15 protein-coding genes and 1 other annotated feature are annotated in these 15,884 nt (G+C 52.2%); of the genes, 12 read left to right on the plus strand and 3 right to left on the minus strand.

Annotated features, from left to right (window positions below):
• Positions 1-119: 119 nt before the first annotated feature.
• The 6 genes from V4U84_RS09535 (at position 120) to V4U84_RS09560 (ending at position 7,064) form a co-directional block, all read left to right on the plus strand.
• Complete coding sequence (locus V4U84_RS09535) at positions 120-1,124, plus strand: LacI family DNA-binding transcriptional regulator (RefSeq protein ID WP_334077100.1); 1,005 nt, start codon at positions 120-122, stop codon at positions 1,122-1,124.
• Positions 1,125-1,333: 209 nt separating this feature from the next.
• Positions 1,334-1,861, plus strand: a complete 528-nt coding sequence (locus tag V4U84_RS09540; RefSeq protein ID WP_334077101.1) for a peroxiredoxin family protein — start codon at positions 1,334-1,336, stop codon at positions 1,859-1,861.
• Between the two features lie 24 nt (positions 1,862-1,885).
• A complete protein-coding gene (resB, locus tag V4U84_RS09545) occupies positions 1,886-3,556 on the plus strand; it encodes a cytochrome c biogenesis protein ResB (RefSeq protein WP_334077102.1) in 1,671 nt (556 codons plus the stop codon).
• Positions 3,553-4,815, plus strand: coding sequence for a cytochrome c biogenesis protein CcsA (gene ccsA / locus V4U84_RS09550; RefSeq protein ID WP_334077103.1), 1,263 nt, complete (start codon positions 3,553-3,555; stop codon positions 4,813-4,815). The genes resB and ccsA overlap by 4 nt, the downstream gene beginning before the upstream one ends.
• A gap of 68 nt (positions 4,816-4,883) precedes the next feature.
• The gene (locus V4U84_RS09555; protein ID WP_334071619.1) at positions 4,884-5,600 is read left to right on the plus strand and encodes a response regulator transcription factor; all 717 of its coding nucleotides are present in this window, start codon (positions 4,884-4,886) and stop codon (positions 5,598-5,600) included.
• Complete coding sequence (locus V4U84_RS09560) at positions 5,601-7,064, plus strand: ATP-binding protein (RefSeq protein ID WP_334077104.1); 1,464 nt, start codon at positions 5,601-5,603, stop codon at positions 7,062-7,064.
• Positions 7,065-7,154: 90 nt separating this feature from the next.
• Here the strand turns inward: V4U84_RS09560 and serA are convergent, their stop codons facing one another.
• Positions 7,155-8,744: a phosphoglycerate dehydrogenase gene (gene serA / locus V4U84_RS09565; protein WP_334077105.1), complete on the minus strand. Its 1,590-nt coding sequence runs from the start codon at positions 8,742-8,744 to the stop codon at positions 7,155-7,157.
• A gap of 217 nt (positions 8,745-8,961) precedes the next feature.
• Positions 8,962-9,199: a binding site (T-box leader), on the minus strand.
• 153 nt (positions 9,200-9,352) lie between these two features.
• Positions 9,353-10,273, minus strand: a complete 921-nt coding sequence (locus V4U84_RS09570) for a hypothetical protein (RefSeq protein ID WP_334077106.1) — start codon at positions 10,271-10,273, stop codon at positions 9,353-9,355.
• A gap of 102 nt (positions 10,274-10,375) precedes the next feature.
• Between V4U84_RS09570 and V4U84_RS09575 the strand changes: the two genes are divergently transcribed.
• From V4U84_RS09575 to serS, 3 genes are all read left to right on the plus strand, one after another.
• The gene (locus tag V4U84_RS09575) at positions 10,376-10,969 is read left to right on the plus strand and encodes a CPBP family intramembrane glutamic endopeptidase (RefSeq protein ID WP_334077107.1); all 594 of its coding nucleotides are present in this window, start codon (positions 10,376-10,378) and stop codon (positions 10,967-10,969) included.
• Complete coding sequence (locus V4U84_RS09580) at positions 10,966-11,334, plus strand: hypothetical protein (protein ID WP_334071614.1); 369 nt, start codon at positions 10,966-10,968, stop codon at positions 11,332-11,334. The genes V4U84_RS09575 and V4U84_RS09580 overlap by 4 nt, the downstream gene beginning before the upstream one ends.
• 238 nt (positions 11,335-11,572) lie before the next feature.
• On the plus strand, positions 11,573-12,862 hold the full coding sequence (gene serS / locus V4U84_RS09585; protein ID WP_334077108.1) for a serine--tRNA ligase: 1,290 nt from the start codon (positions 11,573-11,575) through the stop codon (positions 12,860-12,862).
• Between the two features lie 74 nt (positions 12,863-12,936).
• Here the strand turns inward: serS and V4U84_RS09590 are convergent, their stop codons facing one another.
• Entirely contained in the window at positions 12,937-13,827 is an 891-nt protein-coding gene (locus tag V4U84_RS09590) for a polysaccharide deacetylase family protein (RefSeq protein WP_334077109.1), read from the minus strand.
• 96 nt (positions 13,828-13,923) lie between these two features.
• Between V4U84_RS09590 and V4U84_RS09595 the strand changes: the two genes are divergently transcribed.
• From V4U84_RS09595 to prsW, 3 genes are all read left to right on the plus strand, one after another.
• Positions 13,924-14,289, plus strand: coding sequence for a hypothetical protein (locus V4U84_RS09595; protein ID WP_334071610.1), 366 nt, complete (start codon positions 13,924-13,926; stop codon positions 14,287-14,289).
• Between the two features lie 189 nt (positions 14,290-14,478).
• Positions 14,479-15,099: a genetic competence negative regulator gene (locus V4U84_RS09600; protein WP_148451882.1), complete on the plus strand. Its 621-nt coding sequence runs from the start codon at positions 14,479-14,481 to the stop codon at positions 15,097-15,099.
• A 77-nt stretch (positions 15,100-15,176) separates the two neighbouring features.
• Complete coding sequence (prsW, locus tag V4U84_RS09605; protein ID WP_334071609.1) at positions 15,177-15,866, plus strand: glutamic-type intramembrane protease PrsW; 690 nt, start codon at positions 15,177-15,179, stop codon at positions 15,864-15,866.
• Positions 15,867-15,884 lie beyond the last annotated feature (18 nt).

Genomic DNA, 15,884 nt, shown 5'->3' on the forward strand with positions numbered 1-15,884 from the left:
CTTAGCGAGCCGCCCGGAAGGGCGGCTTTTTTGAAAACGGGGTTAGCGGAAGAGCTTCCGGCAATGTATACTTGGGTTAGACCCTGGGTCGGAATATGATGCCGCAAGGAGAAATGGGTATGAAAGTTAGCATTTTTGACGTGGCCAAAAAGTCGGGTCTATCCGTAGTCACGGTATCGCGCGTGTTAAACGGGGCGGAGACGGTCCGGGAAAAGAACCGGCAAAAGGTTCTGGATGCCATCCGGGAGCTGGATTATCGGCCGAATGCCGCCGCGAGAAGTCTGGCCCGCGGGAAGACGGGGATTATCGGCTTGATTGTGACAACACTTCAAGACTCCTTTTTCGATGCTATCGTAAAAGAAATGAATGAAGTGCTGGCCATGCACGGTTATTTTCTGGCCATCTCGGTGTCGAACGGTCTGGGTTCCGACGGGAGCCACTATTTGATTCAGGAAGACCGGGTTGACGGGCTGATTCTTCTCTCCCCGATGGAGGAGGACAGCTACATTGTGGAAATGAAGCGGCGGGGGATACCCTACGTCCTGATCGATAACCAGAAACCGGAAAATGACACTTTTTCCGTAACGATCAACAACTTGAAGGGCGGTTATGCCGCCGCATCGCATTTGTTGGAACTCGGCCATACTTCCATAGCCCATCTGTGCGGAAACGAAACGTTCCGAAGCACCCGGGAACGCCGGGCGGGATTTCTCCAAGCCCTTGAGGAAAAAGGAATCGCCCCTTTTGAAATCGTTAACGGAGACTTTGAAATCGCCTTCGGCTACGAGACCGGCAGGCGGTGGTTGGAGAAAGGGAAGCTGCCGACGGCCGTTTTTGCGGGCGATGACAATATTGCCCTGGGCGTCGTAAACGCGCTGATGGAAGCGGGAATCCCAATTCCCGAACAAGTTGCGGTGGTGGGGTATGACGATCAATACATCGCCTCGCAACTGCATCCGCAGATGACGACCGTCCGGCAGCCTGCCGATAAGATCGGACTGGCCGCCGCCGAGATGCTGCTGAAGCGCATCGAAGGAAGGATCAAAAGAAGCGCGGTCCAGCGGATCGATCCGGAACTGATCATCCGAGAATCGACGATCGGGAGAAGCCATAGAGAACGCTGAGCGTTCTCGTCAAATATTTTAAAGCAGGGAGGCCGCCGGATGAGCGGCCTTTTGAATTGCAGCGATGCGATTTTATTATATAATTGAGAAGGTCACATAATATTCAAAATTTCCCCGGCGGAAAAGACGCTCCTTTTCGATATAATGTTCATAGGATGTTCACTTTTTTGTCGTTGATTATGATATTCGTCACAGAGGAGAGTTGTTTTATGGGGAAAGCAAGACGACCTGTTCAAATCATTATATTGGTTTTTATCGTCATACTCGGAGGATATGCCATCAGCTCGGCCGTATTCGGCGGGGAAAGCGGGAAGCCGGAACTCGGGGACAAGCCTCCTGCCGTCAAGCTGCTTGGGCTGGATGGTAAGGTACATACGCTGGAGGAGTACAAAGGAAAAGCCGTGGTCCTCAATTTTTGGGCAACCTGGTGTACCTATTGCGTAAACGAAATGCCGGCCCTTCAGGCGCAATGGGAAAAATGGCGCGATCAAGGGGTTGTTGTGCTGGGAATCAATACCGGAGAAGATGAAATGACCGTGCGGAATTTTACCGAGCAACTGGGCATCGATTTCCCGGTCCTTCACGATTTTGAGAACGATGCGGTCCGCAATTACGGCGTGGTGCCGATGCCGACGACCTTTTTTGTGAACAAGAAGGGCAGAATCGCCTCTATCCACGAAGGGGAGCTGAATTTGGAGACACTGGACGACCAAATCAAGCAGCTGGTAAATCCTTGACGACGATAAGGGGGCGTAGTAGCCATGATTAAGAACACGAAGTGCGAGTGCGGTCATCAGAATCGGGTCGGTACGGTTCTCTGCGAAGCGTGCGGGAAACCCCTGGACGACAGCGGCGATTCCACTGAGCTGCTGGAAATGCGGTATGACGGGGCCGCCCGGCGCTCGCAGCGGGCCAACCCGAATTGGATCGATAAAATCTGGAATTTCTTTTCTTCGGTGAAAGTTGCGGTATATCTGATCATATTTACCCTAATCGGGGCCATATTCGGGACGATCTTCGAACAGGAGAGCAATTTTGTCAGTTTCGATCCCTCTACCTTTTATAAAGAAAAGTACGGGACGATTGGGGACATTTATTACAAGCTGGGGCTGTCCCATACGTATGAGTCCTGGTGGTTCGTCACGCTGCTCGTCATGATCGGGGCCTCCCTGGTCATTTGCAGCCTGGACCGGGTGTTGCCGCTTTACAAAGCGCTTTCAAAGCAGAAGATCAGGAAGCACATGCAGTTCCTTACGCGCCAAAAGGTGGTTTACCGGGGACCCATCCAGGAGGACGGTGCAGCTTGGACGCAGCGGGCGATTGCCCCGTTGAAGAAAAAAGGTTACCGCGTGCACACGGACGGCGATGCGCTGCTGGCGGAGAAGCAGCGGTTCAGCCGCTGGGGACCCTACGTTATTCATATCGGACTGATCGTGTTCCTGCTGGCCGTGCTGTTCCGCGGTCTTCCGGGCTTGCATCTTGACAAGCATTACTGGTTCCCCGAAGGGGAGATCACGAAAATTCCCGGTACGAATTTGTATCTTAAGAATGAGAAGTTCACCGTGGAATACTATACGGAAGAAGAAATGTCCGAGGAATTCCGGGAAACCGGAAAAGTCGTTCCCAAGCTGTTCGAGACCAAAGCGGTGCTCTATAAATGTACGGCGAATTGCGACGATCCCTCCAAAGAGCCGGAGCTTACGGAAGTCAAACAGCATGCGATTCGCGTCAACGATCCCTTGAATTACCAGGGGGTTAAAGCCTATCAGTTCGATTTCGATCTTACGCCGAAGCTTCGGTCCGTGAAACCCGTTCTGGTCGATGTGAAAACGGGAAAACAGTACGGCAAGTTTCAACTGGACATGACCGACCCGCAGCTGAAATACGAGCTGGGACCTTACACGCTGGAGCTTAAGAACAAGTACATGGACTTTTCCCTCAACGAAAAGGGGCAGCCGGTCTCCAAATCGAACGATCCGAATGCTCCGGCTTTTTTATTCCTGGTGAAAGGACCCGATTTACCGGAAGAAGGGGTTCAATATATTTATTTTCCCAAAGCCGTTGACAAAGAGCGTTTTCAACAGGATGCGATCAACAAAAAGTTGGGCGGACTTCAGAACAAACTTTCGCTGGACGTCCTCGGGATGGACGATGTCGATTTTATCGCGTCTTCCAGTTATCTGAACATTCGCGTCGACCGCGCGATGCCTTTTGTCTGGCTGGGACTCGGCATTGTGATGATCGGACTGGTTATGGGATTCTACTGGCATCACCGCCGGATCTGGCTGCGCATCGATAACGGTGTAGTGACGCTCGGCGCCCATACGTCGAAGAATTGGTTTGGCCTGCGCCGGGAAGTAGCCGCGTTCTTGAAGGGAATGAACGTGGATGTGAATGAGAAGGAATTGGAAAACGGGGGGGAACGGTCATGAATTTTTTGGAGATCAGCAGGCTGGCGTTTGTAAGTGCCTTTTATCTTTATTGTCTCTCATTTATCTTTTACGCGATCGCGGTAACGGGGAAAACGTGGAAGAACCGGGACCCCAAGCAGCATGAACGCAAATGGGGACGCATTTCCTTCGCGACCTCATCGCTCGGACTTCTGGCCCACCTGATCTACTGCGGGACCCGTTGGGCTTACAGCGGACATGTTCCGGTAAGCAACATGTACGAATTCATGAGTTTCCTGTCGATGATGATCATGATCGCCTTTACGGTCGTTTTTCTCATTTACCGCAAAATATTGCTCGGTATGTTCGCGCTGCCGCTTGCGATTCTGGTGATGGCTTATGCGGCGGTGTTCCCGCAGGAAGTGCAGCCTCTGATCCCGTCACTGAGATCCATCTGGCTGTACATTCATGTCACCTTGGCCGCGACGGGAGAATCCTTCTTCGCGGTTGGTTTCGCCGCCGGGCTGATGTATTTGCTGCGGACCGTCAACTTTGGCAGCCATGACAAAAGTGGCCGCCGGCAAAAAAGATGGGTTGAATTTACGCTTTTTTCTATTATTATAGTAGTGGGCTTCATTGTCTCGGTATACTCGTTCCGTGCCGCCGGATACGAAGCGGTTTTCACTCAAAATACGACAAATATTGACAGCCAAGTAGAGGAAAATAGTACAATAGGTAAAGAAGTGTACAAATTGCCGCCTATCGTGGCTCCTCATAACAGCAAGATCGAATCCATCCAGCCTTTCCTGGGGATGGATCAGGCTTTGTTTGAAGCTCCGTCCTGGATGAAGGGCGTCAATGCGGGCCGTAAATTCAACACGGTATTGTGGTCGATACTATCAGGTATCGTTATTTATGCCTTGCTAAGGCTTATCCTCCGTCGGCCGCTCAGTCAACTGCTGGCTCCTATGCTGAAGGGGATCGACCCGGATGATCTCGACGAGATCAGCTACCGGGCCATCGCGATCGGGTTCCCGATCTTTACGCTGGGGGCGCTTGTATTTGCCATGATCTGGGCGCAGCAAGCCTGGGGGCGGTTTTGGGGCTGGGATCCCAAAGAAGTCTGGGCTTTGATTACATGGCTGTATTACAGCGCATACCTGCATCTACGGTTATCCCGCGGATTTCAGGGCAAGCAGGCTTCTTGGCTTGCCGTTCTGGGGTTCCTCGTTGTCATGTTTACGCTCGTGGGCGTAAACCTTATTATTGCCGGGCTTCATTCCTATGCGGGAACGGATTAAGCTCGCGCCTGATCTCGAAGTTTTGCCGTTAAGCTGAAATGTAAGATGATGAATAGGGGTTGTTGTCCATGTCAGATCAAGAAAATCGCATTCTGGTAGTCGACGATGAAGAGCGGATTCGCCGCCTGCTTAAGATGTATTTGGAAAAGGAAGGATACGAAATCGATGAAGCCGAAGACGGCGAAACGGCGCTGAAAAAAGCGACGTCCAATGATTACGGGCTGATTCTGCTCGACGTCATGCTGCCAGGAATCGATGGCGTGGAGGTCTGCAATCGGTTGCGGCAGGTGAAATCCACGCCGGTTCTGATGCTGACGGCCAAGGGGGAGGAAATCAATCGCGTTCAAGGGTTTGAAGTCGGTGCCGACGATTACGTGGTAAAGCCGTTCAGCCCGCGTGAAGTGATATACCGGGTCAAAGCGATTATGCGCCGCGCTTCGGCGACCGCCTATTTGACCAAGGAGAGCGGAACCAGCAACAACATCGTGTTCCCGCACCTCGTCATTGAACATGACGCCCACCGGGTGACGGCCAGCGGCCATGAGGTCAGTCTTACACCGAAAGAATATGAACTTCTACATTATTTAGCGGTATCTCCGGATAAAGTATTTTCCCGGGAGGAGCTGTTGAAAGATGTATGGAACTACGAATTTTTCGGTGACCTACGCACGGTCGATACGCATGTCAAGCGTCTTCGCGAAAAACTGAATAAGGTTTCGCCCGAATCCGCAGCCATGATAACGACGGTCTGGGGCGTAGGATATAAACTGGAGGTCGCGAAATAAGTGCGCTTCTGGAGAACGCTTGTCGGCAAACTGTGGATTACGATCATTTGTCTGGTTGCGTTTGTCCTGCTTTCCATGGGCTTGTTCCTGCTCCCGTATATCGACACCAACTTCACGAATTCCGGAGCGGTTAAACAGCTGTTCGTCATTATAGGGATGATTGGGTTCTCTCTGACTACATTCTTTGCCTTGTTTTTGTTTACCAAAATAACTCAACCAATGCAGCGGCTGATCCAGGCGGCCGATTCGGTCCGAAAAGGAAAGTACGACACCCGGTTATCTCTGCGTACCAGCGATGAAATCGGCGTGCTCTCCAACACGTTCAATCATATGGCCGAGGAACTGGAGAAGACGATCCGCAGTTTGAATCACGAGAAAGAGCATCTCTCCAGCGTGCTTCGCAGTATGAACGACGCCGTAATCACACTGGACGGAAACGGTTATGTTATCCTGACCAATCCCCCGGGGGATCGCATACTGGAGATGTGGGGGGATTTGTCGGAGCAGGAAGCAGGCGATCCGGAAGGGGGGGCGGCTTCATCCGCATCCGGGCCGGGGAACGCCAACAAAGTGCCCAAGCCGCTGATGGAGATGTTTCATCGGATTTTGGCCCAGGAAGGCGACCAAAGCATGAACATTCATGTCAAAAAGGGCGTGTGGTCCGTGCATATGGCGCCGCTTACCTCCGACGGGGAGATCCGCGGGGCCGTCGCGGTGTTAAGAGATGTCACCGAGGAAGTCCGGCTGGAGAAGATGCGGCGGGATTTCGTAGCCAACGTATCCCACGAAATTCGCACCCCGCTGTCGATGATGCAGGGATACAGCGAGGCGCTGTTGGACGGAATGGCGACATCGCCCGAGGAGAGCGCCGAACTGGTGCAGGTCATCCACGACGAGTCGCTGCGGATGGGCCGGTTGGTCCGCGATCTGTTGGACCTGGCGCGCATGGAGGCCGGCCATACCGACATGCCGATGCGTGAGGTGGATTTCCGGGAACTGGCCGAAAGGGTATACCGTAAATTTCTGGTCCGGGCGAAGGAGCACGAAATCGCCTTGCAACTTGATCTTGGGGAAAGCGGCTTGCACTTGTCCCATGCGAATGAAGACCGCCTGGAGCAAGTGCTGACGAATCTCCTGGATAATGCGTTTCGCCATACGCCGGATGGCGGTGGGATCGTGATCGGTGCGGCGATGGAGGCGCAGCGGGAAGGGCCCGCGCTGCATGTCAGCGTGAAGGACAGCGGCGTCGGGATCCCGGCCGACGACTTGCCCTTCGTCTTCGAACGGTTTTACAAAGCCGATAAGGCGCGGGTGCGGGGCGAAAGAGGCGGGACGGGGCTCGGTCTTTCCATCGTGAAAAATATCGTGGACGCCCATGGCGGAACGATCCATGCCGAAAGCGAGCCCGGTACAGGCACGATCTTTCATATGCTTCTTCCTGTCGAGAAACCGCAGGAAAGATAAAATCAAAAAAACACCCTTTAAGAAAAGGGTGTTTTTTTGTTGAACGCGGAAGATAAATCTTGTTCAACGTGAAACATATCTGATTTTTCTTTATTCGAAGGCAATTTGTTGCGCTTTGTTAATTTCCGGCAATTTTGTCAGATCGCTGAGCACTTCCTTTGGCGTTTCTTTATCGACGGTGAGGACCATGATCGCTTCGCCGCCGACGATTTTACGTCCGACTTGCATCGCCGCGATATTGACGTCGTTCTTGCCGAGCAGCGTGCCGACGCTGCCGATAATGCCGGGTTTGTCGTTGTGCGAAATAAAGATCAGATGGCCTTCGGGAGCGATATCGACCGGGAACTTGTCGATCTGCACGATCCGGGCGCCGTATCCGTTCAATAAAGTTCCGGCAACGCGGCGTTCCGAGCCGTCCTGGGTTTTCAGCGAAACGCTGATCAGGTTCGTGAACCCTTTGGTGGCGGAAGCCTGGGAAACGACCACATTAACGTCGCGGGCCTTGGCCAGGTGCAGCGAGTTTACGATGTTGACGTCGCTGCCGAAATGGCGGGACAGCACCCCTTTAATGATATAGCGGGTCAGCGGCTGCGTATCGACCTCGGACAAATCGCCCGCGTAATCGACGTGGATTTCTTGAACCGCCTCGTTGTTCAGTTGGGCGGCAAATGCGCCGAGTTTCTCGCCAAGCTCGAAGTAAGGCTGCAGCTTGTTCATGACGCTAGGGGCTACCGGTGGCATGTTGACGGCGTTTTTGAACGGTTCGTTGCGCAAAATATGCAGCACCTGTTCCGAAACGTCGATCGCCACATTTTCCTGTGCTTCGACCGTGGACGCGCCCAAATGAGGGGTCACGATGATTTTCGGGTTATGCAGGAAAGGGTGATCCGCTTCAGGCGGTTCTTTTTCAAAGACGTCAAAGGCGGCACCGGCAACGATTCCCTGATCGATCGCCTCGACCAGCGCCAATTCGTCAACCACACCGCCGCGCGCACAGTTGATGATCCGCATGCCTTTCTTCATCACTTCGAATTGCGGGCGCGAAATCATGTGCTTCGTCTCCGGCGTGAGCGGGGTATGCACCGTAATGAAGTCGGCATTCCGCACGATATCATCCACCGTTGCCAGCTTGATGCCAAGCTTCTCGGCGCGCTCCTCGGTCAGGAACGGATCATAACCCAGGATGTCCATGCCGAACGCTTTGGCCCGTTTGGCGACCTCGCTGCCGATTCGGCCCATCCCGAGTACGCCCAATGTTTTGTTGCGCAGCTCGACGCCGAGGAATTTACGGTCCCAAGTGCCTTGGATCGTCTTGGCATAGGCTTGAGGAATATGGCGTGCCAAGGCCATCATCATCGCAAAAGCATGCTCACAGGTTGTAATCGTGTTGCCGTCGGGGGCGTTGATCACGACAATCCCTCGCTTCGTGGCGGCTTCCAAGTTAATGTTGTCGACGCCGACACCGGCTCGTCCGATCACCTTCAGGTTTTTGCCGGCTTCCATAATCTTCTCGGTCACTTTCGTTTGGCTGCGGACGAGCAGAGCGTCATACTCAGGGATGATTTGAACCAGTTCATCTTCGGTGAGCCCTGTCTTTTTCTCTACGACGACGTCGTTTGCGTCCATCAGTTGCTGGATCCCCATGTCACTGATCGGATCCGATACTAACACTTTAAACATGATTTCTTCCTCCTAAGTATTTTTTTATAGGATTGCTGTTCGTAAGGATGGTCATACTTGACGGACATCCTTCGAAAGCAGTCGCAAACGGGGACGCTTTTCTCCACTGCCGTTATAGTGCGTCAAAGAGCGGAGGTCGGCCAAATTATGCCACTTTAAGCTATGTCCTTTGAAAACAGGTGATAAAAAAACTCCCGAACCGCATACTACTGCCGTAGTAAGGGACGAGAGTTGTTCGTGGTACCACCCTAATTCGCTGCGCCTTTGCAGGACATAGCCTCAGTGTCGAAATGACGGAATGATAACGGAATTCATCCGACTGCGCCTACTGACTTAGGCCAAGAGGTTCAACGCAGTGACTCAGGATCGCTGAAGTTGCCTTTCCGCTACCGGTTCGCAGCACCACCGGCTCTCTGGGAGCTTCCGGACGACTTCTTTTCCTTCAACGTGTTTTGCAAATCTAATTTTTCATAATGTATCATGCTGCGTAAGAGGGTGTCAATACTCTTTCAAATCCCGCGAAGCGATAGGCCGGGCGGTTCTTGAATCGCGGTAGCATTTTAGTTATCATTTTAGGTATGTCGAAAACTCTCGACTGAACGCGAATCTCAGCTTCCCGCAAAGAAAGGGAGTTCGGGTAGAATCTCGGATTTATAATATGTCGCTTTCCATTTCATGAACTCCTTGCTTTGGACGGCTTCCGTTTCTGTGAGGATTTTCACAATTGAAGACACAGAATTTAGTTTCAAGGCGGAAGCCTTGCCGCTTGCGATCATTTGATCGATTTTAGCCGTCATATCCTGCGGCAGATAAGATACATATAATCTGCTGTTCTGCATCATGTCCGACACCGCTTTGTTCTTCTGGGCCAACGAGAACGTCTTCCACTGCTTGATCAAGGTGTCGGCCCGGAATGTATAATTATCCGGAATTTGTTGATCGGCTTTGGCGCTCCATTTTAAAATTGAAGCATAGAACTTGCTTTGGGCTTTCAGGCCGTAATCCATGGCGTTTTTCGCAAATTCATCGCTTGACAAGATCCGGGCTAGTTTCGGCCCGGTCTCGCCGCTCATGAAGGATACGTTGCGGGAGATTCCTTCGTCAAACAGCTTCAGGCTCTTTAATATATCGTTCTGGGCTTGCTTCAACAGCGGCGAAGAGCCCGAAATCGGGTTGGCCGAAATGAGGCCGTATTGGTTCTGGGCGGACTCCTGAGCCTCCTTTAAAATTTTGGCCGCTGCAAGCTTGGAGTCGGCGCTTTGAAGGCGATCTGTCATGCTTATGTACTCTTCTTTAAATTGCTGATAGGGCTGATAAACGACATAATAGAATGTGACGAGATCCTGCTGCCCGTAGGAAACCTCGGTTTCCGATTCGAGCGCGGAGGCTTTATAATTCAAGTACTTGGCCTCCGTACGGGTGATCCCCATGCTCAGGCCGAGCATGAAGGTGCCGAACGCTGCGATCAGCGTAAACAGGAATCCGAAGGTAAACCAGACCTCAAAACGCGATGATTTCTTTCTGTTCATAGAACGAACGCTCCTTATCCATGTTTTAGTCCGTGAGTCTTGCGAGACTATGCCGGATGCATCTTTACACCATATTTTAAAGGACAGGGTCTGACAAAAACTATGAAAAAATTCAAATTCGGCAACGTAAAAATTCAAAAAGTGGATCCGGCTCAGCTCGATGATCGACTGCTGCTGATCAATCTGTACTTTACTCAGGGACTTGCTTTATTTATCGGCTTAATCATTCTCTTTTTTCAGAAAAGAAACCCACTTTCTATCTTGAAACTTCCAAATGATCCAAATTTCCTATATTGGGGTGCCGGCCTGGCCGCCGCCATGCTTCTGATCGACGCACTGCTCTCCAAATTCATCATGGAGGAAGCGATGGATGACGGAGGGATTAACAGCAAGCTTTTCAGGACAAGGCCCGTTTGGCACATTATTGTGATCGCCCTGGTCGTGTCGGTATGCGAGGAGCTGTTGTTTCGCGGCGCTATCCAAAACGGAATCGGACCGTATTGGACAAGCGTGCTCTTTGCGGCGATTCATATCCGTTACTTGAGGCATTGGCTGCCGACAGGCTGGGTCTTTGCCAGCAGCTATGGTTTAGGTTATATCTATGTGCAAACCGGAACCCTCTGGGCACCGATCGTTTGTCACTTTCTCATCGACCTCATCTCGGGATTAGTCATAAAATATCGGAGGGAATCATGAACGAACGTTTAAGCAGATCGGAACGTCATAAACGGAGCCGCAAAAATGGAAGGAGCGCATCGGCCGACGGCGGCGTCACATCAACGAGGGCCATTCCTGCCGAGGCATCCGAAGGATATGCTTCCGGGATGATTACCCTTGTGGACGAGGAGGACCCGGGCGAGGTGGAGGTCAGCAAGCTCCCGCCCCGCAGGGAGCTTTATCCTTCGCAGCGGATCAAATGGACGAAATGGTTTTTCAATTCTCTTCTTTATGTTTTTGTGGCGATTTTGCTCGTTCTGCTGTGGTGGGGACTAAGCGATTCGCCTTGGGGTGAGAAATACGGGCTGTCCATCGGGGTTGAATTTCCGCTTCATTTTAGCTAAAATAAGAAAAATTTCAAATCCGCACTATGCCGATGATGAGCATCCAACTCGGAGGCGTTTTCGCCAGGAGAAGCCCGGTCTTCTCCAAGTTTACCGGACCGCCCGTTATCGCGGAACCAAGTGATTACAGCGCTTGAATCGTTGTAATAAGTTGGGTGGCACCGCGAGCAGAGCGCTCCTCGTCCCAAGGATGAGGGCGCTCTTTGTCTTTTTACCATGCGGAAGGGGCGGTATTGTTATGTTGGATGTTAGATGGATTCGGGAACATCGGGAAGCGGTTCAAATGGCGGCTGACGCCAAAAAAATCGGCGTCTCGATCGAGGAGTTGCTCCGGCGGGACGAGCAGCGGCGCGATTTGTTGAAACAAGCGGAAGAGTTGCGGCGGCAGAGAAACGGGAGTACGAAAATCATAGCCGAATGTTCCAAATCGGGACATTGGCCGGAAGAGGGCGCCGATCGTTTGAAAATGCGGGTAAGGCGCTTGAATGAGGATTTAAGGGCTGTCGAGACGGAGTTGGAGTCGACGCAGCGGGAATTCGACCGGCTGATGGGCCTAGTCCCGAACGTTCCTTCGCCCGACACGCCGCCAGGGAACAGCGACGCGGATAACGTGGAGCTCCGCAAACATGGAGAGCCGCCGAAGTTCGACTTCTACTCCCGTGACCATGTGGAGCTTGGCCTTTTGCACGGGATGTTGGACATCCCCCGAGGCGTCAAAGTTGGCGGCAGCCGCAGTTATTATTTGCAGGGCACGGGAATGCTCCTGCATCGCGCGGTTCAGCAGCTTGCTCTGGATCTCGTGATGGAGGCCGGCTTTCATCCGCTGGAGGTTCCTATGCTCGTGCGGGGCGCGCAAATGTGGAACACGGGATTTTTCCCTACGGGAGAAGACCAGGCATACCGGATTCAGGGTGAAGATCTATGGCTTGCAGGCACGTCGGAGGTTCCGCTCATTTCATTTTATGAAAATGAAATCGTGGATGTAAGCGAGCCGATCAAGCTGGCTGCAGTCTCGACCTGCTTCCGCAATGAAGTGGGGTCGGCAGGACGCGATGTCCGCGGGCTTTACCGGGTTCACCAGTTCGCCAAGGTGGAGATGGTTGTCATCTGCAGCCCGGACCCCGCCGTGTCGGAATCGCTTCATCAAGAGATCACCGGGCATGCCGAACGCCTGCTGAATATGCTCGAGCTTCCGTACCGGGTGATGGCGGTTTGCGCCGGGGACATGTCGCAAAAAACCTACAAGCAGTATGATATTGAAACCTGGATGCCCAGCCGCGGGGCTTACGGCGAGACGCACTCCTCTTCCAATCTGCACAGCTTTCAGGCCCGCAGGTCAAACATACGCTGCCGGGGCGCGGAAGGGAAGCTTGAATACTGCCACACCCTGAACAATACGGCTGCCGCGTCACCGCGAATTCTGATCCCTTTACTTGAGAACCACCAGCGGGAGGACGGATCGATACATATTCCGCAGGCCTTGCGCAAGTATATGGGCGGGGTGGACACCTTGAAGCCGTCTAAGTGAATATAAAAAACGGGCTGTCCCAAAAGTCATAATAATGACGAGGGACAGCCCCTTTTATGCTCATGTTGCTACGGTTATTGACTGGCAGCCGGCTTGTCGCCGATGCTGCGGGGATCGACGAACCCGTATCCCTTCGCCTCCAGCTTCGTCAACAGTTCATCGAGCGCTTCCACCGTCCACGGCAGCTCGTGCATGAGAATATTGCTTCCGGCATGAAGCTGGTCGAGCACGTTCTGGATAACCGCCTCCGGTTTGTTTTTGTTTTTGGAATCCCAGTCCAAAGAGCCGTTTGACCAGGTCATATAGATCATTCCGTTCTCCTCCACGATCTTATGGAGCCGGTCATTGCCCGAACCGAACGGCGGCCGGAAAAAGCGCGGACGCTCCCCGATCGTTTCCTCCACAATGTTCTGTACGTCCTCCACCTGCTTGCGGGCGCTGGCCGCCGATTCTTTCTTAAGATCGATATGATCCCAGCTGTGATTCCCGATAATCTGTCCCCGCTCGTGAATCAGGGTCAGCAGGTCCGGATTCTCCTTTACGCGATAACCGTTCACGAAAAAGATCGCCTTCGCCTGATGTTTATCCAACGTATCGATCAAGCCCTCGATCATCTCTTTCTCCTTCGGGCCGTCGTCGAAGGTCAGCAAAACGACTTTTTTCTCCGTTGCGTCCTCATTCGGTTTGACATTGTAGGCTTTATCGATATGGTACAGCAATGCCGGAGGTTCCGTTTCTTCCGCCTTCCCGACGTTCGGCTTGCCCGGCTCGCCGGTTTGCGGCGGGCTCTCTTCCTTGTCCGTTGGCGTGCCGCCCGCTTCGCCGCCGGATAAATTGTTTGCCGGTACGGTTTGTTCGGCGGCCGGAGGTGTCTGCTCCGCCTTGTCCGGCTCGGCCTGCTTCTGGGCGCAGGAGCTTAACAACAGACACAAGGCTGCGATAAGCAGCGCTTTTTTGCTGATCAAGCGTATCAACTCGCTTTCCTGTATTTATGCCGCATGAGTTTGTCGTAAAGCGCGAACACTACAACTGATTTTAACATATCTAAGGAGGTTGTTTAGGTGAAATCTTCCACGTTTTTATTCGGCGTTATCCTTGGCGCTGTGGCGACGGGCTTGGCATCCCGGCGAAAAGGCGGCTGGATGTCCATGCTTAGCGAAGCGGGATCCATGATTAAGCTGCCGGCAATGAATGATGGGAAACAACACGACAAGTCTTCTCATGCAGCCTCGAATTCAGGTTCGGAAAAGAATGGAGCCGATCCAACGGCCCAGGTGTTTCCCAGTTCGGTTTCATCGACAAATTCGGGTCATTCGAAAGAATACAGTTTGAAGCAAATATCGGATTTCATTAAGGGGGACGCCGATGTCCGCCGCGAGGTGGAAGCGATCCTCAAAGAAACACGTACGGCCGTCCCCGGCTTCTAATTTTGGCAAGGCTAAGAATCATTTTTCGCTCCCTTTGGAGGATTGCGGAAAATGATTCTTTTTTTGATTATTTTATTGCGTGCATTTAGGGAAAATTAGTGATAACATACTTACAAAGAACCATTTCCAGCACATATTACAGCAGGTTTCATAATCTGTTATAACACGGCATGGAGAGGAGGATCCTGTATGAGGATTGAAAGACTTGGTCAGGATAAAATACGGATTTTCCTCACGTTTGACGATCTGAGCGAACGCGGTATTCAGAAAGAGGATATGTGGCAGGAAATTCCGAAGGTCCATGATCTGTTCACGGAGATGATGGATCAGGCATACAACGAAGTGGGCTTTGATGCCACAGGTCCTTTAGCGGTGGAAGTATTCGCGCTTCCTGCGCAAGGCATGGTCGTCATCGTTACACGAGGCAAATACGATCACCATCATTTTGGAGCAAGTTCGCCTTACGAGGATGAACTGCCCGAGGAAGTTTACGAGATGGAAGTGACGCTGGAACAGAGCGATACGATTCTCTACTCTTTCGATGATTTTGAGGTGCTGATTGAAGCGGCTCACGTTCTCCGGCCTATGCTTGACGATGCCGGAAGACTGTATAAATATAACGGGAAATGGGTTCTGAGGCTGGAACCTGACGAGCTTGACGAGACGAAAGTGCCGGCATTGATTGCCGTTCTTGCCGAATTCGGCGAGGCTACCTCCGTAACATCGGCCATGCTGGACGAATACGGAGACGTGATCATGGCGGAGAACGCAATCGGCGTCATCTGCAGCCATTTTAAACGTCAGGATTAATGTTGGTTGATTTTTTTGCGTTAAACGAAGCACGGGAGATAAGGACGGTCATTGAGGAAGGTAAGGGGGGGATACCGTTGCTCTTTTTCTCGATTGCCACAGCAGCGGTTGCTCCCGGTATTGCTCTCTTGACCTATTTTTATCTGAAGGACAAGTATGATGCCGAACCACTGCATATGGTGATTAAAGTGTTTATGCTTGGTTTCTTGATCGTCCTCCCGGTCATGATCGTGCAGCGCGGCATCGCGATCTGGCTCGGGGAAGGCCCGTTCATTTCAGCCTTCGGCATTTCCGCCGGGGTTGAGGAAACCTTGAAGTGGTTCGTTTTGTTCCATATGATCTATAATCACACGGAATTTGACGAACCCTATGACGGTATTTTGTATGCGGCCGCGATTTCATTGGGTTTTGCCACCGTGGAGAACGTTATCTACGCTTTCGCCAGCCACGCTTCGATCGGAACGATGATCGTGCGCGCGCTGCTTCCGGTTTCAGGTCATGCGATGTTCGGCGTGATGATGGGGTATTATATGGGGAGAGCCAAATTTTCCACTGGACGGAAGAGCACCAAGTTTTTAATTTATTCCTTGCTGCTTCCGCTCCTATGGCACGGTGTTTACGACTGGATCCTCGATAACGTGAGTCATTACTGGATCTGGTACATCGTCCCTCTAATGGCCTTTTTGTGGTATGGAGGGATCGGCAAAATGTATCGCGCCAACAACCGTTCCCCCTTCCGTCTTACGGAAGCCAGGGGACAAGATTAAGAAGAATTCAAAGAGGGC

This window comes from Paenibacillus sanfengchensis (genome assembly GCF_036864765.1).
Classification (GTDB): domain Bacteria; phylum Bacillota; class Bacilli; order Paenibacillales; family Paenibacillaceae; genus Fontibacillus; species Fontibacillus sanfengchensis.